At 56.3% G+C, this 21939-nt stretch carries 17 protein-coding genes; 5 read left to right on the top strand and 12 right to left on the bottom strand.

Features of this window, described 5'->3' with window-relative positions; genetic code table 11:
• Positions 1-70: 70 nt before the first annotated feature.
• Entirely contained in the window at positions 71-952 is an 882-nt protein-coding gene (locus tag WMO26_RS02805) for a 3'-5' exonuclease (RefSeq protein WP_349218014.1), read from the bottom strand.
• A gap of 42 nt (positions 953-994) precedes the next feature.
• Complete coding sequence (locus WMO26_RS02800; protein ID WP_349218013.1) at positions 995-2335, bottom strand: SDR family NAD(P)-dependent oxidoreductase; 1341 nt, start codon at positions 2333-2335, stop codon at positions 995-997.
• 255 nt (positions 2336-2590) lie between these two features.
• Here WMO26_RS02800 and WMO26_RS02795 point away from each other — a divergent pair, with 255 nt between their 5' ends.
• The 3 genes from WMO26_RS02795 to WMO26_RS02785 all read left to right on the top strand — a co-directional run bounded on the left by WMO26_RS02795 (position 2591) and on the right by WMO26_RS02785 (position 6958).
• The gene (locus WMO26_RS02795) at positions 2591-3169 is read left to right on the top strand and encodes a TetR/AcrR family transcriptional regulator (protein ID WP_349218012.1); all 579 of its coding nucleotides are present in this window, start codon (positions 2591-2593) and stop codon (positions 3167-3169) included.
• A gap of 12 nt (positions 3170-3181) precedes the next feature.
• Positions 3182-5269, top strand: a complete 2088-nt coding sequence (locus WMO26_RS02790; RefSeq protein WP_349218011.1) for an efflux RND transporter permease subunit — start codon at positions 3182-3184, stop codon at positions 5267-5269.
• A gap of 69 nt (positions 5270-5338) precedes the next feature.
• On the top strand, positions 5339-6958 hold the full coding sequence (locus WMO26_RS02785; RefSeq protein ID WP_349218010.1) for a hypothetical protein: 1620 nt from the start codon (positions 5339-5341) through the stop codon (positions 6956-6958).
• 188 nt (positions 6959-7146) lie between these two features.
• Here WMO26_RS02785 and WMO26_RS02780 read toward each other — a convergent pair whose 3' ends face one another.
• Both WMO26_RS02780 and WMO26_RS02775 read right to left on the bottom strand, forming a co-directional pair.
• Complete coding sequence (locus WMO26_RS02780) at positions 7147-8550, bottom strand: DHHW family protein (RefSeq protein ID WP_349218009.1); 1404 nt, start codon at positions 8548-8550, stop codon at positions 7147-7149.
• A 15-nt stretch (positions 8551-8565) separates the two neighbouring features.
• Positions 8566-9984, bottom strand: a complete 1419-nt coding sequence (locus WMO26_RS02775; RefSeq protein WP_349218008.1) for an MBOAT family O-acyltransferase — start codon at positions 9982-9984, stop codon at positions 8566-8568.
• Positions 9985-10314: 330 nt separating this feature from the next.
• Between WMO26_RS02775 and WMO26_RS02770 the strand changes: the two genes are divergently transcribed.
• A complete protein-coding gene (locus WMO26_RS02770; protein WP_349218007.1) occupies positions 10315-12480 on the top strand; it encodes a YhgE/Pip domain-containing protein in 2166 nt (721 codons plus the stop codon).
• A gap of 144 nt (positions 12481-12624) precedes the next feature.
• On the opposite strand, the gene WMO26_RS02765 is transcribed toward WMO26_RS02770, so the two are convergent.
• From WMO26_RS02765 to WMO26_RS02745, 5 genes are all read right to left on the bottom strand, one after another.
• Positions 12625-13710, bottom strand: a complete 1086-nt coding sequence (locus tag WMO26_RS02765) for a GerAB/ArcD/ProY family transporter (protein ID WP_349218006.1) — start codon at positions 13708-13710, stop codon at positions 12625-12627.
• 34 nt (positions 13711-13744) lie between these two features.
• Positions 13745-13924 carry a hypothetical protein gene (locus WMO26_RS02760; protein ID WP_349218005.1) on the bottom strand — a complete coding sequence of 60 codons (180 nt, stop codon included), beginning with the start codon at positions 13922-13924 and terminating at the stop codon, positions 13745-13747.
• Between the two features lie 20 nt (positions 13925-13944).
• On the bottom strand, positions 13945-15150 hold the full coding sequence (locus WMO26_RS02755; RefSeq protein ID WP_349218004.1) for a Ger(x)C family spore germination protein: 1206 nt from the start codon (positions 15148-15150) through the stop codon (positions 13945-13947).
• Entirely contained in the window at positions 15147-16631 is a 1485-nt protein-coding gene (locus tag WMO26_RS02750; RefSeq protein ID WP_349218003.1) for a spore germination protein, read from the bottom strand. Before WMO26_RS02750 ends, WMO26_RS02755 begins: the two co-directional genes overlap by 4 nt.
• Positions 16632-17023: 392 nt before the next feature.
• Entirely contained in the window at positions 17024-18034 is a 1011-nt protein-coding gene (locus tag WMO26_RS02745; RefSeq protein ID WP_349218002.1) for an aldo/keto reductase, read from the bottom strand.
• Between the two features lie 269 nt (positions 18035-18303).
• Here WMO26_RS02745 and WMO26_RS02740 point away from each other — a divergent pair, with 269 nt between their 5' ends.
• Positions 18304-18513 (top strand): helix-turn-helix domain-containing protein, encoded by a 210-nt coding sequence (locus WMO26_RS02740; RefSeq protein ID WP_349218001.1) that lies wholly within the window; start codon positions 18304-18306, stop codon positions 18511-18513.
• Positions 18514-18592: 79 nt separating this feature from the next.
• On the opposite strand, the gene WMO26_RS02735 is transcribed toward WMO26_RS02740, so the two are convergent.
• Genes WMO26_RS02735 through cmk form a run of 3 tightly spaced genes read right to left on the bottom strand, consistent with a single transcriptional unit; the run spans position 18593 to position 21932 of the window.
• Positions 18593-20677, bottom strand: a complete 2085-nt coding sequence (locus WMO26_RS02735; RefSeq protein ID WP_349218000.1) for a bifunctional 4-hydroxy-3-methylbut-2-enyl diphosphate reductase/30S ribosomal protein S1 — start codon at positions 20675-20677, stop codon at positions 18593-18595.
• Positions 20674-21270 (bottom strand): lysophospholipid acyltransferase family protein, encoded by a 597-nt coding sequence (locus WMO26_RS02730; RefSeq protein ID WP_349217999.1) that lies wholly within the window; start codon positions 21268-21270, stop codon positions 20674-20676. Before WMO26_RS02730 ends, WMO26_RS02735 begins: the two co-directional genes overlap by 4 nt.
• On the bottom strand, positions 21267-21932 hold the full coding sequence (gene cmk / locus WMO26_RS02725; protein ID WP_349217998.1) for a (d)CMP kinase: 666 nt from the start codon (positions 21930-21932) through the stop codon (positions 21267-21269). Before cmk ends, WMO26_RS02730 begins: the two co-directional genes overlap by 4 nt.
• Between the last annotated feature and the right edge of the window lie 7 nt (positions 21933-21939).

The following is a 21939-nucleotide window of genomic DNA, read 5'->3' as shown; positions in this document are numbered from 1 at the left end:
GGACCGTCATACGCCGCCTGCCGCGCGGTCAACCCCGGGAATTTAAGGGACGCGCCCTCCTTCATTCCGCTTATTCCTTTGCCGCGACTTTCTCCGGCTCCTGCGCCGGGGGCAGCTTTTCCTCCACAATCCGCTTGGTCACCACCCCGTCAAACTCCTGCTTGAACTGCAGCCGGGCGGTATATTCCTTCTGGCAGCTGCGGCAGACAAAGGATGCCTTGAAAAATCGGCCCCGGAAGGTCCATTTTCCCTTGCGGCGCATGCGCTTTTGACAGGCGGGGCAGCGCACCACCAGCTCCTGGCGCTCGATGAGGGGGGACTGGATGTCGCTGATGACCTTGTTTTTAAAGGTCAGCCGCCGGTAAAAATCTTCGGTCAGAGCGCTTCGGATAAAGGCTGCAAGCCGTTTTTCGTCATAGAGCCGGTCAAACACCTTCGCAGACAGGCGGCTGTCGTCCAGCGCCCGGTGAAGGCTGTTTTCATCCACCGGGATTTCCAGCATCTGGGCTGCCTTTAAGAGTCCCAGATGGTTGCCGCCGCCCATCTTCATCTCGCTCTGGCAATACTTTTGCAGGTCGGCGTACTGGCTTAAAAACCGGATCCGGCCGGTCCCGTAATAAAAGCGAAAATTCTCGATAAGCACCAGCAGATCGGTGTTCCCCCAGGTCATCACCACGTTTTCCCGGTTCCCCACCCACCGGCCGAACCGTTCCATGGCCCGGCAGAAGGTAGTGCCGTTTTGCAGCTCCTGATCGGTGATGCTGGTCAGGTCGCTGACCAAGCTCGTAAGCTTTCCGCTGACCCGGGGGCGGATCAGGGCTTTGAACTCGTCGGCAACAACGCGGTTTTCATGCAGGCGCACCGCGCCGATCTCAATGATTTCATTGAAGTATTTTCCCGTGCGCTTGGACCACGCCCCGTTCCACTCCAAATCCAGAATAATATATTCCATCTATCTGTCTCCAAACTCCGCGGACATCCGCGGCAACGGCGTTTACCAGGGGTATTCCCTTCCGTCGAAACTGTGTAAAGTCAGGGTATCCTCGTCGGGAAGGTCAAAGAGGAAATAGCCGAGGGCCAGCCTTGCCCCTTCCTCCGGCTCTAAATCCGCCTTAAGGTTCTTTTCCCCCAGCATATAGGTGCGCAGATACCCCGGATGATAAAGGCGGAAGGTGTATCCCTTGGGGCGCAGGCAGTGAAACCAAATCTGCACGCCCATGTTCACCGCCGCCTTGGACATGCTGTAGCCGAAAGCGTTCTGCCGCCAGCAGGCCCCGATGCTCCCCGCTTCGGAGGACACCACACAAATCCGCCGGCACCCGCTTTTCTCCATCAGCGGGGCAAACGCTTCCATGAGCAGGACCGGCCCTATGGCGTTAACCTGATAGTCGCGCAGCATCTCGTCGGGATAAAGGCCCTCTTCATAAGAATCGTCCTCGTGGCGGCCGTATACGCCGGCGTTGCTGATGAGCAGGTCCAGCGTCCCTGCGGTGCGGGCGGTGAACGCCTTGGCCGCTTGCAGGCTTTGCGGGCTGGTCACGTCTAAAGGCGTCACCCAGAGGCGACCCTTAAATTCTTCCGAAAGCTTTGGCAAAAACGAAACCTTAGGATCGTATTCCCCGGCGACCACCTGCCAGTTATGCCGCAAAAGCGCTTCGGTCAGGCTAAAGCCCAGCCCCCTTCCGGCACCGGTTACCAGCACCGTGCCCACCGGCTTTGTGCAAAACCGGACGGCGTTTTCAAGCAGCCTTGCAAAGGCGGAAATGTTCCAGGACTTCGGGTTGTGGGCCGGGGTAATACAGCACACCCGTCCAAACCCCACCCGTTTGGTCCACACCGCAGGCTGGCTGCCGTGCTCGCTTTCGAGAGTGGCGTGAATCTTCACCTGTGGGTCCGAAAGGCGCATGGTGTAAAACTCGTCGGTGACGGTAAACGGGGAAACGCCGGCGGTCAGCTCGTCCTCCCCACAGGGGGTCAGCGTCACCGGGCACTGCTTCGGATGGGTCAAAAACACGCCGCCCAGCAGCCGTTCCATGCGCTCATTTCCGTCATAGCAGGTCCCCGAATGGACCGCCAGCAGCCCGCCGCCTTCCCCTACATAGGTTTCCAGCGCGTCCAGGCTCTCTTCGGTCAGCCAAGGCCGTTCATCTTCCATAGACCGCTGGTCCGACTTGGAGAGCAGCACCAGCTCATAGGACGCAAGCCCCTGGTTGGTGAGCCCTTGTCCATCTTCACAAAACACAAAGGAAACCCCGTCCCTTTCCAGGGGCAGCAGCCCCTCGCGGACGGTTTCTCCCGCATGATAGGTATCGTCGCAAAGCACAAGGATGCGCATCAAAACCCTTCCTTTTCCCTCAATTGGTCTTATTTTATCACCTCGGCGGCCCCAAGGCAATCCTTTTCCGTCTGCGCTTCGGGAAGGCCCAGTTTTTCCAGTCTGCTCCTTCTTGAAAAATTCACACTTTTTTCACAGATGGACAATATTAAACAACCATTCAATATTGACATCATCCTTTTCCAGTGGTATCATAAAAGCGGAAAAATGAACACTCGTTTAACTTTCAAATCTGCTTTTTCGGAGGTGAACTCTATGCAGGTGCAAAAGGACGATGTGCGCAACAAAATCATCGCCGCCGCCACGGAGGAATTCCTAAACGCCGGCTACCAGCAGTCGTCCATGCGAAACATCGCCGCCCAGGCCGGCATTACGGTGGGCAACGTCTACGCTTATTTCGGCGGAAAGGACGCGCTCTTTGAGAGCATCATTTCTCCGGTGTGGCAGTCTCTCAACCGGCTGATTTCCATCCCGGTGGACACCCAGGACCTGATGACTCTCCCCACCCTTAACCAGATCACCGACCTGATTACTGAAACCTTCCTGGAAAACCGGCCCCAGTTTTTGATTTTAATGAACAAAAGCGCAGGCAGCCCCTATAAGAACGCTCGGGCGGAGCTTTCCGCCATGATCAGCGGGCGGCTTTCCCGGGATATTCTTCCCCAGTGTGACCCACTTTTGGCCGACGCCATGGCAGGCGCGATTCTGGAAGGGATTTTCACAGTGTTCAACCACTACGGCGGAGATGGAAGCCGCCTTCGTACGTTGATCAGTGAGCTTCTGGGCCTTTTGCTCGGAAGCATTCCCTGCAAGTACCCGCCCAAACACGAATAGGAGGTGGTCTGATTGGACCGGGTCCTACATTTCATTCTCCACCACCGCATTCTCGTCTGCTCCATCTTTCTGGTGCTGGTGGTGGCAAGTCTCGTGATGATTCCTCTGGTACAGGTCAATTACGATTTGGCGGAATATCTACCGGAAGAATCCACCACCAAACAAGCCATTACCGTGCTGGAAGAGGAATTCAGCTATCCCGGCACTGCCTCGGTGATGGTGGAAGACGTATCCCTGCGGGAAGCGGCGGACCTAAAAACGAAAATAGAAGGGGTGGAAAACGTATCGGCCGTGCTTTGGCTCGACTCGGTGGCCGATATCAACACGCCCTTGGAATTTATCGACCAAAGCTATCTCGACAGTTATTATAAGGACGGGGCGGCCCTCTATACCGTCCAGTTCACTGAAGGGAGCTATTCGCCCAAGTCGGGGGCCGCTCTGGAGGAAATCCGTACCCTGACCGACAAGCCGCTCTACATTACTGGCGCCGCGGAGGAAAACCGCAATATGAACAGCGTGATGAACGGGGAAATCACCACCATCGTGCTGGTGGTCATCCCGCTGTGCATCCTTATCCTGATGCTGGCTTCCTCCACGTGGATTGAGCCGTTCATTCTTTTGTTTGTCATCGGCGTGTCCATCGTCATCAACATGGGCACCAACCTGTTCTTCGGCGAAGTCTCTTTCATCACCCACGGCATGGCATCCATTTTGCAGCTGGCCATGTCCATGGACTATTCTCTGTTCCTGATGCACCGGTACCTGGAGGAACGAAAGAAAACCGACAGCGTTTACGACGCGGTAGTGACCGCTACCAAAGCATCCATCTCCTCCATCGCCGCCTCCAGCCTGACCACGGTGGCGGGCTTTTTGGCGCTGGTGTTCATGCAGTATTCCATCGGGACGGACTTAGGATTGGTCCTTGCCAAGGGCATCGTCATCAGCTTTTTGAGCGTCATCATCCTGACCCCCATCATCATCTTGACCATGCACAAGGTCATTGAGAAAAGCGCCCACCGCCAGCTGATGCCTCAATTCGGCAAGCTGGGGCGAGGGGTTCTCAAATCCCGGTGGGTGATTATAGGGGTGGTGCTGGTGCTGCTGATTCCCTGCTTCCTGGCGCAGAACCACAATTCCTTCCTCTACGGCGATTCGTCGGGCAGCTCGGCCCAGGGCGAAGTAGCCGTGGCCAAACAAAAGGTGGAGGACCGGTTCGGCGTCAGCAATCCCGTCATCCTGCTGGTTCCCAACGACAGCGTGGCCAAGGAGGCCCAGCTGGCAAACGAACTTTCCGACATGAACGCAGTGGGAAGCGTGCAGGCTTTGGCCACCATGGCGGATCCGGCCATTCCAAGGGACATGATGCCCCAGGCGGTCCGGGATATGTTCATCTCCGAGGATTACAGCCGCATGATCGTATCGCTGAACATAGAAGGGGAATCGGACGCGGTCTTTGCCGCCGTGGAGGACATTAAGGCCGCCGCCCAGCGGTACTATCCCGACCAGTGGCTGGCCGCGGGAACCCCCACCAGCGTCCTGGACATCAAGGACACGGTATCGCAGGACATTATGGTGGTTAATCTCTTTTCCATTCTGGCGGTGGGAATTATCATCCTGCTGATCCAGCGGTCTTTGTCCATCCCGGTAATCCTGATTTTCGCCATCGAGGCGTCCATCTGGATCAACATGAGCGTGCCCTATTTCTCCGGGTCGAAGCTGTTGTTCATCGGGTATCTGGTGGTAAGCTCCCTGCAGCTGGGCGCCACCATCGACTACGCGATTTTGCTCACCACCCGCTATACGGAATTCCGGCGCATCCAGCCGCCCCGGGAAGCCGCCGTGTCCGCCATTCAGACAGCCGGGCCCTCGGTGGTCATTTCCGCCCTCATTCTAGCAACGGCCGGCTTCTCCTACGGGCTTGTGTCCCAAATTGGGTCCATCAGCGAAATCGGCACGCTGCTCGGGCGCGGCGCGGCCCTCTCCGGCGTGCTGGTCCTTACCCTGCTTCCCATCCTATTGACTCTCCTAGACCCGGTCATCCGGGTTACCTCTCTTGGAACGAAGCACTTTTATAAAGCTCCCCGTCCCAAAAGCAAATAAAAAGCCCATAAGAAAACCCCATGAAGCGAAACATCCGGCAAAGCTACCCACGCGAAAGGAGCGATTGCGATGAAACGGGTTCTTTCCATCTTGCTCACCGCGGTGCTGCTGATTACCACCGCTACCTTTGCCTCGGCTTCCACTCCCGCCGTAATGCCCGCGGCAGAAACCCAGACCGCCGGCGGGGAGCCGGCTACCGACAGCAAGGCCCAGGCTCTGGCAAAGGACGAAACCGTATACGTCACCCTCAATGCCGACGGAAGCATGGCTTCCATGTATGTGGTCAACCATCTGGAAACTCCGGCCGACGGGGTATACACCGATTACGGCAATTATACCGATATCCAGAATCTGACCGATTCTCAGGAGCCGACGGTAAAGGGGGACGAAATTTCCTTCACCCGGTCCAAAAGCGAAAAGGGACTTTACTATCAGGGCACCCCGGTCAGCGGCGCGCTTCCCTTCACTTACGAGTTCAAATACGCGCTGGACGGCAAAGCCATGGACCCGCAGGAACTGATCGGCAAGTCCGGCAAGGTGGAAATCACCATTAAGGTGCACCCAAATCCGGACGCAAAGCCCTATTTTGCAGAGAACTATCTGTCTCAGATCCAGCTGCCCTTAAACCTGGACGTGTGTTCGAAGATCAGTGCCCCGGGCGCCACCACCGTCATTGTAGGACGCACCGCCACCCTCGCCTATATGGCCATGGCCGGGCGGGAAGGCGAATACCATCTCTCTTTTGAGGCCAAGGACTTCTCCATGGACGCCATCAGCATCACCTGCTCGTACTTCGACATCAACAGCTTTATGGATGTGGATACCCAGGAAATCAAGGACGCGGTGGGACAGATGTCCGACGCCACCGGTCAGCTTTATGACGGTACCATCCAGCTCAAGAAGGGGCTGACCGCCCTGTCCGGCGGGCTCGATCAGCTGGCGCACGGCGCTGCCCAGGCAAAGGATGGAGCCGGGGCCCTCACCGGCGGCATCGACGAATACACAAACGCGGTGAACGCCCTGTCCGACGGGTGCGGCGACATCACCGCCGCAGTCAATTCCTTTGCCGAGCAGGGAGAAAAGATGCTAAGCTATTATCGGGAGATCAAAGCCCGGGTGGAAGAAGCCCTTTCCTACGTGAGAGAGCTCATTGCCACCTTGGTTCCTGAGGAATACCAGCAAGAGGCCATGGAACTGCTACAAAAGGCGGAGGACCAGCTTGCCAGCGTGGATCAAAAGATCAACGGGCTGTCCGACGGTATCCATCAGCTGGTGGGAGGCATCCGGTCCTTAAACGACGGTCTCACCCAGCTCAAGGCCAACAGCGGCCAGCTCCAAGAGGGCGCTGCTCAGATGCGCGAAGGTTTGACCGCCCTTTCGAGCGGGCTCGATCAGATTTCTTCCCAGAGCGCGGCCATTCCCTCCGAGGTGCAGAAGTTGGCGGACGGCCAGCATCTGCTGCATGAGGGGATCGGGGAATCCTCCTCTTATCTGGATCAGTTTGACTTCCTGGAAAAGAGCGAGGAAGGGAGCACGCCGGTTTCCTTTGTGTCGGACAAAATCGTGCCCAATTCCGTGCAGTTCGTCATCCAGACGCCTGCTTTGACCAAGGAAACTCCCAAAGAGGAGGTCCAGGAAGAGGTGGAGGACAAGAACTTCTTCGACCGGCTTTGGGATCTGTTCCGGTAACCGAAAGACTCGGCTAAAACCGCACGGATAAGCACCCCTTTCGACCAATTTCCAGGCCCGGCTACAAAGCATTTTCGCAATCCTTCCATTTTGGCGGTAGCGGCTTGTTCCTTTGAAGTTCTACTAAAGAAAAAGCTGCGGGCTTTCTTCTTAAGAAGAAAGCCCGCAGCGCACATTTTTACCCTCTGTCAAATAATGGACTCCAGCTTGGTAAGATAGCTCTTTTCCTGCGCGGCGAAGGCGTAGTTCATCACCAGCACATCGTCGATCTGATGCTCCCGGACAAAATCGGTCAGATCGAAGCTGTCACCGAACACCTTGGACACATGGCGGGGATCCACCACATATACCTCGGAATAATGGTCAAGCAGGAAGGGGATGAAGGCGTTGCCGAAGGAATCCTTGGTCATGATGAGCTTCTTGCCGGTGCCGCAGTCGCTGGTAAACTTGATGAGAGCAGCATCCCCGCAGAAGCAGTCATAGGCGTAGGTGGGATTGTTAAGCCCGGTCTTCACCGCCTGGATGTTATACTGGACGGTATAATTGGCGTCGCCGTAGATTTCCCCGTTATGGGTGCTCAAGGGCACGTAGTAATCCAGGTAATCCGGGTTATCCCGTACCTTGTCCGACTGGGGATAATTCTTCGCCGCCCGGTAGAGCGTCCCCAGGAAGTTTTCATACCGCCCGGTCTGGTATTCGCTCAAATCATGGGCCTGAAACCCGGCTGATTCGCAAAAGGCCGTGTAGGCATAATAAGCGCCCAGCTGGGTCCAGTGATGGTCGGAGCGGAAATAGATGTATTCGTCAGTATGGTTTCGAAGCTTGCCGTAGGCGTTGACCTGGATGACATCGTCCGACAGGTTTTCCTTGAGAATTTCCAGCGTGCGAAGCTGGGACTTGTTGCCGGTGTGATATTGATTGGGCGAGTAAAACTCCACCGACGTAGGCGCAGTCAAGGAGAACACCCTGCATTCCGGAAGCTGTTCTTTGATGGAGTTGACCAGCTGCGCATGGATGGGTAAATAGGTGGGGCTGACGGTATACTGCTCCATAATCCGGTCCTTTAAGATGATGGTGTAGTTTTCCTTCACCTCTGCGTCCGCGGTTCCATCGATATCCACGGGCGTGTTGTTGTCCGGCTCGGAGGAACTCGGCTCGGAAGAAGAGCCTTCTGATGGACTGGACGAGTCGCTGCCGGAGGACACCTGGGAGGAAGACGGCGCTTTGCTTTCCTCATCGCCGCCAATGCCGGCCTGGTTTCCTTTGATGATGGTCATATCGTCCCCGGTGGGTACGAAATAGAGGTTATTGAGAAACTTATTGACCGACAAGAACATGTTGCGGAAAGGAAACTGGTCGGTATAATACGCGTCCAGCTTCTGAAAGTATTCGCCGGAGAAGAGAGAGGAAAAGGAGAAGGAGGGCCATTGGGCCAGCTCCCGGTTCTCATCCTGTGAAACCTCGGCCTTCCCGTCCACCAAAGATACGGCGCCGAGGAAAATCAGCGGAACCACAAAGGTCAGGCACAAAATGCTGGTGAATAGGTTACGGCGCTGCCGCCGGGCTTCTTTTTCAAGCTGTAAATCACGCATATGCTCCTTCCCTCCTTAAAACCGAAAATAGAGAAACGGGTTGTAGCTCTGCCCCACTAGGGACGCGGTGCAGAAGAAGAGCACGCCCGCCATATACACAAAGTTCAGCGAAAACTGCACCACCATACCGGCGTTGCCCTTTTGCTGTCCCACATAATTGACCAGCTTCTTGACGTACTTGGATAGCGGCAAGCAGGCGATCACCGCAATGACTGCAAACAGGGAATTGTTGATAATGATCGTCTGAGAGGTGGTGTCGATCAGTCCGTTGGGGCTTGCAAAGAAGAAACTTTGGAAGAAGGTCCCCAGCTGACCGAGATCGGTGAAATAAAAGAAGGCCCAGCCGATCAGGACCACCAAAAGCGAATAAGGCCGCTTGACATACCAAGGCATCTGCTCCATCTTTCCCTTGAGGATCACCTTTTCAAAGAAGAGGAACACAAAGTAGTAAAGCCCCCAAAGGACAAAGTTCCAGCTGGCCCCGTGCCACAGGCCCGTCAGCGACCAAACGATCAAGAGGTTCAGCACCAGATGCCTGCGGTTGCCGCCCAAGGGAATGTACACGTAATCCCGGAAAAAGGAACTCAGGGAAATGTGCCAGCGTCTCCAGAAATCGGTGATGGAAGTGCAGATATAGGGGTAATTGAAGTTCTCCGGATAGGCAAAGCCGAAAATTTTTCCAAGGCCGATGGCCATGTCGGAATAACCGGAGAAATCAAAGTAAATCTGGACGGCGAAGAGGAAAATGCCGAACCATGCCCCCGCCGTGGTCAGCTCGGAAAGATTGCTCGAAAGCAGCTGCTGGCACACCGATCCGGCGTAGTTGGCGATGAGCACCTTTTTGGCAAGGCCGGTCAAAAAGCGGATGGCTCCGTTTTTAAAACCCGAAAGGGTGGTGGTGCGGTTATCAATCTGCTCGGCCACGTCGGTGTAACGCACAATTGGGCCCGCGATCAACTGCGGGAACAGCGAAACATAGAGCAGAAAATTGGAAAATTTCATCTGTGCTTTGGTATTCCCGCGGTAGACGTCGATGGTGTAGCTCAGAGTCTGGAAGGTGTAGAAAGAAATGCCGATGGGCAGCGCGAACTCGGCAAAGGGCAGATGGGCGGAAAAGAGCCCATTGATGCTCTGGATGAAAAAGGCCGAATATTTGAACACGCCCAGAAGCCCCAAATTAATGACGATAGAGGCGATCAGGGCCATTTTTGCATACTTGGTGCCCCGGTTTGCTTCGATGATCCGGCCGTTAAAGTAATCCACAAAACCGGAAAAGATCAGCAGGATTACCCATACCGGTTCGCCCCAGGCGTAAAAAAGCAGGGAAAGGACCAGGAGGATGATGTTTTTGACCTTCATTTTTCTTGCTAAAAAATACAAGATCAGGCAAACAGGCAAAAACAGGTAGAGAAAAATCAGGCTGGAAAAAACCATAGAAACATCCATTCTGCCGCTGCCGCAGACGGCAATTGTGCGAGCGGTTTTCTCGGCCGGATTAAAAAACCGCCAGTTCTTCCGCCTGGTTTCAACTCTCCACCTGAAGCTCGATAAAGGAATCTTGCGGACAGGGGATTCTCGAAGCCTGGAGCAAAAAAACGACACATGACTCACTCATTAAAACATGCCTGCGCCGTATTTTCAATAGCTTGTCCGGTTAAAAAAGAATTACAAAACAAGTATTACAAGTCGGATGCAAGCCACAGGCCATCCACTTTTTTCTTACCGATTGCAACTCAGAAAAAATTCGTGAAAGTGTGAAACCATATGAAAAACATTCTTTCCATTTTTGTCACCGATCTTAGGCGTCTTGCCACCAACTGGATTGCATTGGTGGTGGCCGTCGGTATCATCGTCATTCCCTCCCTCTATGCTTGGTTCAACATTGCTGCCAACTGGGACCCCTATTCCAATACCCAAGGCATCCGGGTGGCAGTCGCCAGCCAGGACGAGGGCACCACCCTGGAAGGAACTGAGTTGAACATCGGACGCATGATTGTCGAAAAGCTCGCTACCAATCGCCAAATCGGTTGGGAAATTATGGACAACGCCGATGAGGCCATGGAAGGGGTGAAAAGCGGGGAGTATTACGCCACCATCCTCATTCCCGCCGATTTCAGCGAAAAAATCGCCAGTTTTCTCACAAGCGACATTCGTCGTCCTACCATTGAGTACTATGTCAATGAAAAGAAAAACGCCATCGCTCCCAAAATCACCGACAAGGGGGTGGGCGTAGTGCAGCAGGAGGTCAACAAGACCTTTATTGCTACCGTGACCGAAGTGGCCGGCAAAGCCCTCAACCTGACCGATGAAACGCTCCAAAGCGGCGGGCGTTCGGCCATGGATGCCCTCCTTTCTTCCCTGGAACAGGCAAGTGGAAACCTTGACGAGATTTCCGTCACCCTCGGTTCTTTGGAAAGTGCAGCTCTCTCGGTATCCGATGCTGCCGACCTGCTTTCCCTGGCTCTTCCTGAAGGAAACGCTCTCCTGGCCGACGGACAGCAGACCGTCACCGATATAAAAGGGGTCATCACCTCCTCGCGCCAGCTTTCCCGGCTTCTCTCTTCTTCCCTAGACACGGTGAGTTCCTCCGCCTCTACGCTTGTCCAGTCGTCCGGGCGGGAACTCGACGCCGCGCTCGACCGCTTGGATGCGGGACGGGAAGGTGCAGTGGAATCGCTTACCTCTGCCAAAACCGCCAGCGACCGGGTACTGCTCTTATGCCGTTCCCTCTCCTCCGCCCTCGAGTCTTTGCATGAGCGGTTCCCCGACCTGCAACTTCTCTCGAAAGCCTGTGACCAGATCGCCGCCCTGATCCAAAAGCAGCAACAGCTGAGCGACCGGCTTTCCTCGGCCATCGCCGACCTAAACGCCTCCGGCGAACTTTCCGTGCAAAAGCGTCAGGAGCTCAAGGCTTTGGCAGCAACGCTTTCATCGGATTGGCAGGCTTTTGATTCGCTTCTTCACTCTCAGCTGGCTCCCCAGCTCACCTCCACCATGGATGGGGTCTTCGATACGCTCACCGATTTCTCTGGGCTTTTGTCCTCCGCCAGCCGCTCCACTTCCCTGCTGGCAGGTTCGGCGGACAGCCTCAAAAGTGCTCTGTCTCACGGGGTGGACGCGCTGCGCGGCACGCAGTCTTTGATTGACAGTGCCAAAGGACGGCTCGACCAGGTACTCGAGGAACTGCGGGGCGTATCTGAGGGTGAAGCCATGCAAAAACTCGAAGCGCTCATGCAAAACGATCCCTCTCTGATGGCGAGCTTTCTGTCCGAGCCAGTAGAGGTGGAGTCCACCTCCCTCTACCCTATCGCCAACTACGGTTCCGCCATGGCGCCCTTCTACACCATCCTGGCCATCTGGGTAGGAGGTCTGGTTCTTGTAGCAATTCTAAAGGCCCGGGTGAAAGAAGAAGAGAAATACGCTCACTTTAAGCCCTACCAGCTTTACTTCGGCCGCTACCTGCTTTTCATGCTCTGCGGCATTCTCCAGTCCCTTATCGTATGCCTGGGCGACTTGTATCTTCTGCACATCCAATGCCAGAATCCAGGCCTGTTTATATTGGCCGGCGTCTGCTCCAGCGTGGTGTTCACTCTGCTTATCTATACTCTGACCGTTTCCTTCGGAGACGTGGGCAAAGCCATCGCTGTCATTCTTTTGGTCATCCAGGTAGCGGGGGCCGGCGGCACCTTTCCCATCGAGGTCACACCGGACTTTTTCAAGGCCGTCAATCCCTTCCTTCCCTTTACCGCCGGCATTAACGCCATGCGGGAAACCATTGCCGGGATGTACGGCAATCACTATCTGCTCAATTTGCTGGGGCTGTTCGCCCATATACCCGTAGCGCTGGCCATCGGCCTGGTACTTCGAAAGCCTTTGATCCGGATGAACGAATTCTTCGAGCGACGGCTGGAAGAAACCAAGCTAATGTAAGCTATTGGCCGGCACGGATATTCCAAACGCCAAGGGAGGCGCGGCGAAGTTTCGCCGCGCCTCCCTTGTTTGCGTGGTATTTTGCGTCCGGCTCGCCTCGGGCTTTCCTTCCCCTACCTCCTGCTAAAAACAAGCGCATTGCATTTACAGCTTTTTGCGCAGCTTTCCCGTTAACAGCAACAGGATTGGGATTCCCACTCCCATCACCAGATTTACCGGTAAAATCAACTGGGTGTACAGCCGTCGCAGCTCCAGTGTGTTGCTGCCGATCGCCAGAGACAGAACAAACACCAGAATGACGAAGACGTTTGCGTAGGCATTGGGTTTATGGGCGCCGGAAACGAAGCTGGTAAGCTTTAGACATAAGAAAGCCAGAAGGGTGACGATAACGAAGTCCCCCACCGTCAGCGCCGCCACCACGGCCGCTTCCACCCGCTCGATGGTACCGAACAGGGATACGCTCTTCGCAGCGGCAAAGAACGGGAAGCTCATCTTGGAAACCGCCTCATGTCCGAACAGACCCACCGGAATTGCTACCGCCAGCACCAGAAAGGCGGAAAGAATACCGACGGCGATCAGGCCTCCCTTTTGGAACCGGTGCCGGTCCCGCAGGTTGTCCGAGAAAAAGAGGAAAATCACCATGTAACAAAGGACAGCGGTAATAATCACACCGCCGCCCAGTACCGGCAGGGTATCCTGCCAGGAAACCGGGGTCAGATTTTTTGTCTCCACCGATTGGCTCAGCGCTCCGTAACAGATCGCATAAACCACTACAATGGCAAAGAAGAAAAGGGTTCCCGCACGGGCGATGGATTTGAGCCCCAGCTTAACCGTATAGAGGACCGCAAACAGCATGACCACCAGGAAAACGGCGATGCTCGTTTCGGTAAAAATGGTGGTGATGATGCGTTCGCCGAACTGGCGCAGGTAAAAAGCGCACAGCAGGGTCCCCCACAGCAGGTAGAGGATGTTGACCGCCATTCCCACCGGCTTGCCGAATACCTGGCAGAACACCTCCGACAGCCCCCGTTCTCCCATGCGCCGTACCAGGTACCCATACAGGAAGAAAAGAGGCAAAAAGAGGAGGCCGCCCGCCAGCGGGATGAGCCAAGAGGCCGTTTTTCCGATATGGGCCGCTTCCGGCACCAGCAGCGGCAGGGACGGTACCCCCAGAAACAGCAAAAACAGCACGAACATCTGCCGCACCGACAGGGTATTTTTTTCATTCATTTCCGCTCACACCTTTATTGAAGCAATGGGGGCATCAGCCCAGCAGCAGACGGGTCAGACTCATTTGTGTGGGGTTGAGGAAATAGGCGACGCCAAGCCCCAGCGCCAGCAAGGCAAAGATCAGATAGGTGATTACCGCCCGTTTTTCCTTTCCGCAATTCTTCCACAGGTCAAAGCCGGTCACCGCTGCGAGGGTCAACAAAAATATAGTCATTGGGTGTTCCTCCTATCCGCTCATTCTTCCATGCTGAGACCTTGATTGACCGTATAAAAGCTCAGAATCTGAGATTCGAGTTCCACATTTACCGTCAACGTCGGATAGAGCGTTTCCCACTCGTCTTTCACCCTGTCCCACCAATCCGGATCGCTGCGGTAGAGATGGTCCGAAAGGCCCAGATAATCCACCCCGTCCGCCTGCGCTTGGGCGACCACCCATTCCATCTCCTCCTTCAGCTGGCCGGAAAGGTTTTCCTCCAGCTGCTGCATGGTATCCTCGGTAAAGCGCAGTTCCTGAGCCTTGGCGCTTCCATCCATGCCGACCCGCTCGGTGATGTTGGCAGCCAGGCCAACCCGGAAGGTAAAGGCCGGCTTTCCATCCTTCTCTTGGACAGAAAGGTCCACGCTTGCATTGAGCAGCTGGGCCGACAGCGTCCCGATGCCCTCTACAGACAACACCGCCACCGAATTATCAAACCGGCCGGTCAGCAGATTATAGGCCTTTGCCGCGTCCTTTTCCAGGTAGCGCAGCAACTTCGTATCCTGGAAGACACCGTACCCCTCTATAGAGATGGTGGCGGCCCCGCCGGTACCGTCTTCCTTTTTGGCAATGGTCACCGCTGGTAAAATGGGATCGAGCGTTTCCTCTTCCGTGGCTTGCACCACCTGGCGCAGCTGGATTTCACTCGAGTAGGACATTTCTCCTGCGTCCAACAGGAGGGATTGAATGGTTTCAAAAGAAGTGGCTCCGTCGTCGCTGTTGCAGCGCAGCACTTCTTCCGCCGTCGCGCCTTTGGCCACTACGATATGAAGGCTCATACGCATATCCTGGTCGCGGGTGACAAAATCAATGTATTTGCCCAGGTCCTCCCGGGCCGCTTCCTCTCCCACAACGATCAGGTCCACCTGTCCCAAATAAACGGTGTTGCTCATGAAGGTCTGCGCCTTTTTGAGCGCCTCAAAGAAAGTCTTCCCGTCGCTGATGACCACGTTGTTGATCTCCTCGGTGGATCCTTGCAGGCTTTCCTGGTCCCGGCTCATGGCCGGGGCAAACGTCACGCGCATGGCATCGTCGGAAAGCTTATCCACTCCGATGGCCTGAACCAGAGTTTTGCGGGTCAGTTCCTCCCGCTGAGGCAGGTTTGTCTTGCTGCCGGCGTTTACGGAAAACACCAGGGCAAAGAGGAACAAACTGCCGATGAGTGCCTTGGTATTTCGTTTCATCCTTTTGTCCTCCGCCTTGTCTTGTTCTGATTTCCCAAAAATTCCGGCCGCTTTTGATCCTGCAGGAAGGGACGGCGGAAATAACTGTCCTTGGTTTTGGTGTGGCCTCCGATGATCGGCGCCATATAGGGCACGCCCAACACTTCCAGGCTGCAAATGCGCAGGGTGAGCAAAATAGCGCCCAGCACCAGGCCCACCAGGCCCAGCACCCCGCTGAACAGCAGCAGCACGAAACGCCACACCCGTACAGCGTTGCTCAAATCCTGGCTGGGAAGGGTAAAGGACGCAATGGCGGTAATGGCCACCACGATGACCACCGCCGGTGAGATAAGCTTTGCGCTGACCGCCGCTTCCCCCACGATCAGCGCCCCCACAATGGACACCGCCTGCCCGATGTTTTTGGGCATGCGAAGGCCCGCCTCGATGAGCACCTCAAAGGCCACCAGCATGACGAGCATTTCAATGAGCTCATCGAAAGGAACCTCCAGCCGCGCTTTCATAATGGACTGTACCAGCCGCGAAGGCAGCATTTCCTGGTGATAGGACAGGATGGAGACATAAAAGCCGGGAAGCAGCAGGGTTACGCCCATAAGCAAGAACCGCAGCACCCGGATGGCGGAGGCGAACACCGGATGGCGCGCGTAGTCCTCGGGAGCCTGCATCTGCTGCAGGAGGCTCCCGGGCACCAGCAGGGCAAAAGGGAACCCGTCGATGATGATGCCGATGTAGCCTTCGTTGATGTCGGCGCAGAAGGAGTCGGGACGTTCGGTGTTGGTGACCTGAGGGAAGATGGAATTGTCGTCCCCGCACAGGGCTTCCTCCACGATGCCCAGGGAAGCGATGGAATCCACGTCCATGCCCAAAAGGCAGTCCTTGGCTTTCTGGACCAAATCTGGGTTCGCGGTGTTTTGCAGGTACACCACGGCGATGTTGGTGTTGGACTGGCGCCCTACCGTCACCGTTTCCACCACGATATCCGGCGAATGCAGGCGGCTGCGCACCAAGGCGGTATTGATGAGCCAGCGTTCCACAAACGCGTCCTTGCCGCCTTTGGTGATGTTTTCATTGGTGGGCTCGGACACGCTGCGTACAAAGGTAGACTTGATCTCAAAGGTATAGGCTTCGGCGGCGCCGTCGAAAAACAAGGCCGCGCTGCCGGTGAGCATCTGATTGATGATCACGTCGGCTTCGGTCTGCTTTTTCTGGTCCGGGCAGTAGATGCCGCCCGAATCGATATAGGTGTACAGGTCCTCCACCGTAGCATCCGCCTCGAACCGGTACTCCACCAAAGAACGCATCACCAATTCGCTCATCTGCCCGGAATTGATCATCCCGTCGAGAAACACGAACGCGCCCTGAAACCGCTGCCCGATGAGGATGGGCCGCACGCGAAAGTCGCTGTTCTTCTGAAGCTTGGCACAGACCTGGTTAAAAAGCGGCGTTTTATTTCGAAAGTGGGCCTTTTTCTGCATATCTTCCATGGCCGTCCCTTCCTTTCCATAAAAAGCGCCTGGAACTTCTCCCAATCGGCGCATTCTTGTTTTATTGTGCACGGCTTTCCGGGAAAACATGCATGCCCTTTTGCCAAAGCCGCCCTTTTAAGCCGCAAAACCCCGTTTTTTGCTTCCCGCCTTCGGGCGGCGGTTTCCCGGGAAAAGAAAAAAGCCGCCGCTTCCAAACGAACGCAGCGGGCAGGGCTGTAACGCCGCTCTTTTTGCAAATGCCGTCGGAATCTCCTGGTTTTTTTGACAAAAAAGCCCGGCAGCGATGCTGCCGGGCTTTCGCACCTGCGGGCATATATCGAAAAAAGGCCGGGCAGAGAACCTTGCTGTCGCACAGGGTTCTCTGCCCGGCTGTTACTCGGTTTCGCAGCTTACACCACGCCGTTTAAAATGTCGTCGATGCTGTTGAGCTCTTCCTCGGTAAAGGTCAGGTTTTCGATTGCCTTGACGTTTTCCTCAATTTGAGAAACCCGGCTCGCGCCGATGATCACCGAGGTCATCCGCCTGTCCCGCAGATCCCACGCAAGCGCCATCTGCGCCAGGGTCTGATCCCGCTCGGCGGCGATGACGTTTAACTTTCTCGACTTCTCGATGAGCTCCTCCGTGACCACATTCTGCCCGATGGAACCGTTCATCGGATGGGTGATGCGCGAATCGGCAGGCACCCCGCCCAGGTACCGGCTGGTGAGCACGCCCTGGAACAGCGGGCAAAACGCCACCAGGCCCATGCCTTCCTCTTCCACCACATCCAGCAGCCCGTCCTCAATGTCCCGGTAATGCATGTGGTAGCGCTGTTGCTGAATGGTCAGCGGCACGCCCATCGACCGGATGACGCGGGAGGCTTCCTTGGTCTGCTCGGGGGTATAGTTGGAAACGCCCACATACAGCGCCTTGCCGGACTTGACAATGTCCGCCAGCGCCCCCATGGTTTCCTCAATGGGGGTGTCCGGGTCGGGGCGGTGGTGATAGAAAATGTCCACATAGTCCAGGCCCATCCGCTTTAAGCTCTGGTCCAGAGAGGAAATCAGGTACTTGCGGGAGCCATGGTCCCCGTAAGGGCCGTCCCACCCCTTGTAACCGGCCTTGGTGGTAATCACCATCTCGTCCCGGTGAGGCTTAAAGTCCTCCCGGAGCACCTTTCCGAACAGCTCTTCCGCGCCGCCGGAGGGGGGACCGTAGTTGTTCGCCAGGTCAAACTGGGTGATGCCCAGGTCAAACGCGCGCAGAAGCATCTGGCGGCAGTTGTCGTACTGGTTGACGGTGCCGAAATTCTGCCACAGGCCGAAGGAAATCACCGGCAGCATCAGTCCACTGCGTCCGCAGCGGCGAAAGGGCATGGTGTCGTACCGTGCCGGGTCGGCTTTATAAACCTCGTAAGGCATGGGGTTTCTCCTCCTTCTCTCGATTACAGGTGGATAAGGGTTCGCTGTTACTATACCATAATCCAAATAAAATTGCCAGCGTTCGGCAAAACAAGCGTATGGAAATATCGTGCCGGTCACGGGATTTCCAGCAGATAGACGCTACCGCTCGATTGCAAATCCGGGCGTCCTAATGGAATTCTGCGTCATCTTTGCGTCAACACTTCGTCAATTTTCCACAAGGGCTGCTCCATATGGTACGATGCAGACGGAAAAGGAGGTGAACCAGGATGCAAACGCGGCTCAAAGAACTGCGGCAGGAGCGGGGGCTGACGCCCTCCCAGGCAGCCCTTGCCGCCGGGATTACGCGGAAAACCTACCTGCGGTATGAAGAAGGGACCGGGCGGGTCAAGCTGGCAGCCTTGGTACGCTTAGCTGATTTCTATGCATGCAGCATGGAATACCTGCTTGGGCATACGGATATCCGGGAGCTGCCCTAGCCACTATTTCTTGTCTGATCGCCCTTCTCAAGCAAAAAAAGGTTGCCGTACGAGTACGGCAACCCTTTTCTTTTGTCTCTTATTCCTCGGTCGCAGCCGGTTCCTCCGCGGCAGGCGCTTCCTCAGCCGGAGCAGCCTCCTGCGCCTCCTCATCCGCGAACGGGGACGGCGCAAGGCCTTCCTCGATCAGCACGCGGGTGGAGAGGGAAATGCGCTTCTTCTCGAAGTCAATCTCCGTGATGCGCGCGCGGACCACCTGGCCCACCTTGAGCACATCCTGGGGCTTCTCGATGCGGCGGTCGGCGATCTGGGAAATGTGGATCAGGCCGTCGATGCCCGGAATGATGCGGGCAAAGGCGCCGAAGGTGGTCAGGCCCACGATGGTCACATCGCAGTCGGTTCCCACCGGGTAATCCTTCTTGAGGATTTCCCACGGATTGTCCTCTTCCTTGCGGTAGCCCAGAGAAATGCGCTTCTTCTCCGGATCGATTTCCTTAATATACACCTCTACCGTGTCGCCGATGCTGACGACCTCGGAGGGATGCTTGACGCGGCTCCAGGAGAGCTCGGAAACGTGGATCATGCCGTCCACGCCGCCGATGTCTACAAATGCGCCGTAAGAGGTCAGGGACTTGACGACGCCGGTGTACTTCTGACCGACCTCCGCCGTCTCCCAGAACTTCTCTTCCAGCTTCTTGCGCTCTTCGCTTGCCACCTTGCGGATGGAACCCACCGCGCGGCGGCGGCCGCGGTTGACCTCGATGATCTTGAACTTGACTTCCTTACCCAGCAGGCCGTCCAGCGGCTCGTTGCGGGACAGGGTCGCCTGGGAAGCCGGGATAAACACGCGCACGCCGTTGGAGACGGCCAGCACGCCGCCCTTGATGATCTCCACGACCTTTCCATCCACCACCGTATCGTCCTCGCTGGCCTTGACAATTTCTTCCCAGCCCTTGATGGCGTCGAAACGGCGCTTGGAAAGCATGATGGTGCCTTCCTGGTCGTTGGTGCGCATGATGAGAAGATCCAACTCGTCGCCGACCTTCACAAGATCCTCGGGCTTGGCGTTGGGGTCGTTGGAAAGCTCGTCCGCCGGGATGTAACCGGCCTGTTTCCTGCCGACATCGACCTGCACCTCGTTGGGCGCAATGGAAACGACAACGCCGTGCACCTTTTCACCTGTATTATAATTTTTGAAAGACGCTTCCAGCGCTTCCTCAAAGGTCATCTCGTCGAAGGATTTCTCGGGCGTTTCCACGGTCTCCTCCACCTTAACCTCAGGGGTCTGTTCGAGCTCCTTCTCGGGCTCGTTGTTGAGAATTTCGGACATGGCGAATAGTACCTCCTTTATGATGCTGGCAGGCGTGGACGCGCCCGCCGTAACGCCGATGCTTTTCGCCTTCCGGATGGGTTCCCGCGGCAGTTCGCCCGCGGTTTCCACCAGGATGGTATCGCAGTTGGCCGCGCATACGTCGCGCAGCTTTGCTGTGTTAGAGCTTTGGCGGCCGCCAATAATGACCATCAAATCGGAGCGGGAAGACAGCTCCTCCGCCTCATTTTGACGTCTGGACGTGGCACTACATATTGTATCAAAAATCTTGGCGTTTGTATAGACCTTTTTTGCACTTTTGATGCAATTTCTCCATTCATTTAACGAAAAAGTGGTCTGCGCCACGATGGAAACGCGTTTTTTTTCTTCTGTTGACATGGAAATGGCCAATTGCTCCAGTTCCCCGGCGTTTTTGAACACGAAAGAAACCCCCGCGCAATGGCCGCGGATCCCCTCCACTTCGGGGTGGTTTTTGTCCCCCGCGATCAAAACCAGCCGCCCGTCCGCCGATTCCCTCGCCACGATCCGGTGAATCTTCGCCACAAACGGGCAGGTAGCGTCGGCGCAGGCCACGCCCGCTTCCTCCACCCGGCGCAGCACCTGAGCAGGAACCCCGTGGGAACGGATGACCACCGTGCTTCCCGCCGGCGCTTCCTCCGGATGCTTTACGATACGCACACCCCGGCGTTCCAGTTCCTCCACCAGCTGGGGGTTGTGGATGATCGGGCCTAAGGTCACTACCCGCTTGCCCTCGTTTAGCAGCTCATAAACCAGATTGACCGCCCGGTTCACGCCAAAGCAGAACCCGGCGGTTTTTGCCACGGTAATACTCAAAATCCTTCCTCCATCAGCTCGCCGATGAGGCGCATCAGCTCCCGGCTGGCGGCCCGGATCTCCGTGCCCGAGCCGGTGGTGATCCCCAGCTCCTGGGGGGTGACCGGCTTCCCATACCGCACCGTGTGCTTTTTAAACGGGCGCACCTTTCCCTTTGCAATGATGGCGGCGGGCAGGATGGGGCAGTTGGCCCGGTAGGCGATCATCACCGCGCCCGCCTTGGCTTTCAAAAGAGCGCCGTCCTTTGAACGGGTCCCTTCCGGGAAAATGCCCATGACCTCCCCGTTTTCCAGCACGTCGAAGGCGCTGCGCACCGTCTGGGCGCTGGTGGATTCCCGGTTGACCGGGAATGCGCCCAAAGCTGTAATCAGTTTGCCGAACCAGCCGTGAAACAGCTTGTCGTACGCCATGAAATGCACCTGGCGTTTAAGCCCCACTCCCACGAACACCGGGTCGCAGTAGCTGCGGTGGTTGGAGCAAAGCATCAAAGCGCCCGATTCGGGGATATTCTCCCGCCCGATCAGACGCAGCCGGAAAAAGAGAAACGCCAGCGGCTTAACCACAGAAAAAGCGAACCGGTAAAACGGCGTCATTTCAACTTCCCCCTTATGATTCCCAGCAGCATCTGGATGGATTCCTGCAGGCTTAACGTGGTGGTATTGACCACCACCGCGTCCGGCGCTGGCTTTAAGGGCGCGATGGCCCGATGGGAATCGTCGTAATCCCGCTTCTTTAAATCGGCAAGGACTTCCCCGTAAGAAACCTGGGCTCCTTTTTCCAGAAGCTCCCGATGGCGCCGTCTCGCGCGTTCCTCTGGAGTAGCGGTAAGGAAAATTTTCACCTGGGCGTTTGGAAGCACCACCGTGCCGATGTCCCGCCCGTCCATGACCACGTCATTTTCCTCCGCCATGGACCGCTGCAGCTCAAACAAGAATTCCCGGACGCTTTTGAGGGCGGACACGCCCGACGCCGCCATGGAAACCTCCGGCGTGCGGATTTGTTCGCTCACGTCCTCGCCGTTTAAAAGCACCCGCTGCTCCGAGTCCACAAAGCACAGGCGCACCGAAAGCCCGGAAAGAAGCGGCCCCACTTCTTCCTGCACCTTCGGGTCCGCTCCGTTTTTCAGCGCATGCAGCCCAATGGCCCGGTACAGCGCGCCCGTATCCACATAGATAAACCCCAGCTCCTTCGCCACCGACCGGGCGATGGTGCTCTTGCCCGCGCCTGCGGGCCCGTCGATTGCAACCGCTGTCATATCTTCG

It is taken from the genome of Solibaculum intestinale (genome assembly GCF_040096205.1).
In the GTDB taxonomy this organism is placed as follows: domain Bacteria; phylum Bacillota; class Clostridia; order Oscillospirales; family Acutalibacteraceae; genus Solibaculum_A; species Solibaculum_A intestinale.
This window is presented reverse-complemented; position numbering and strand designations above follow the sequence as displayed.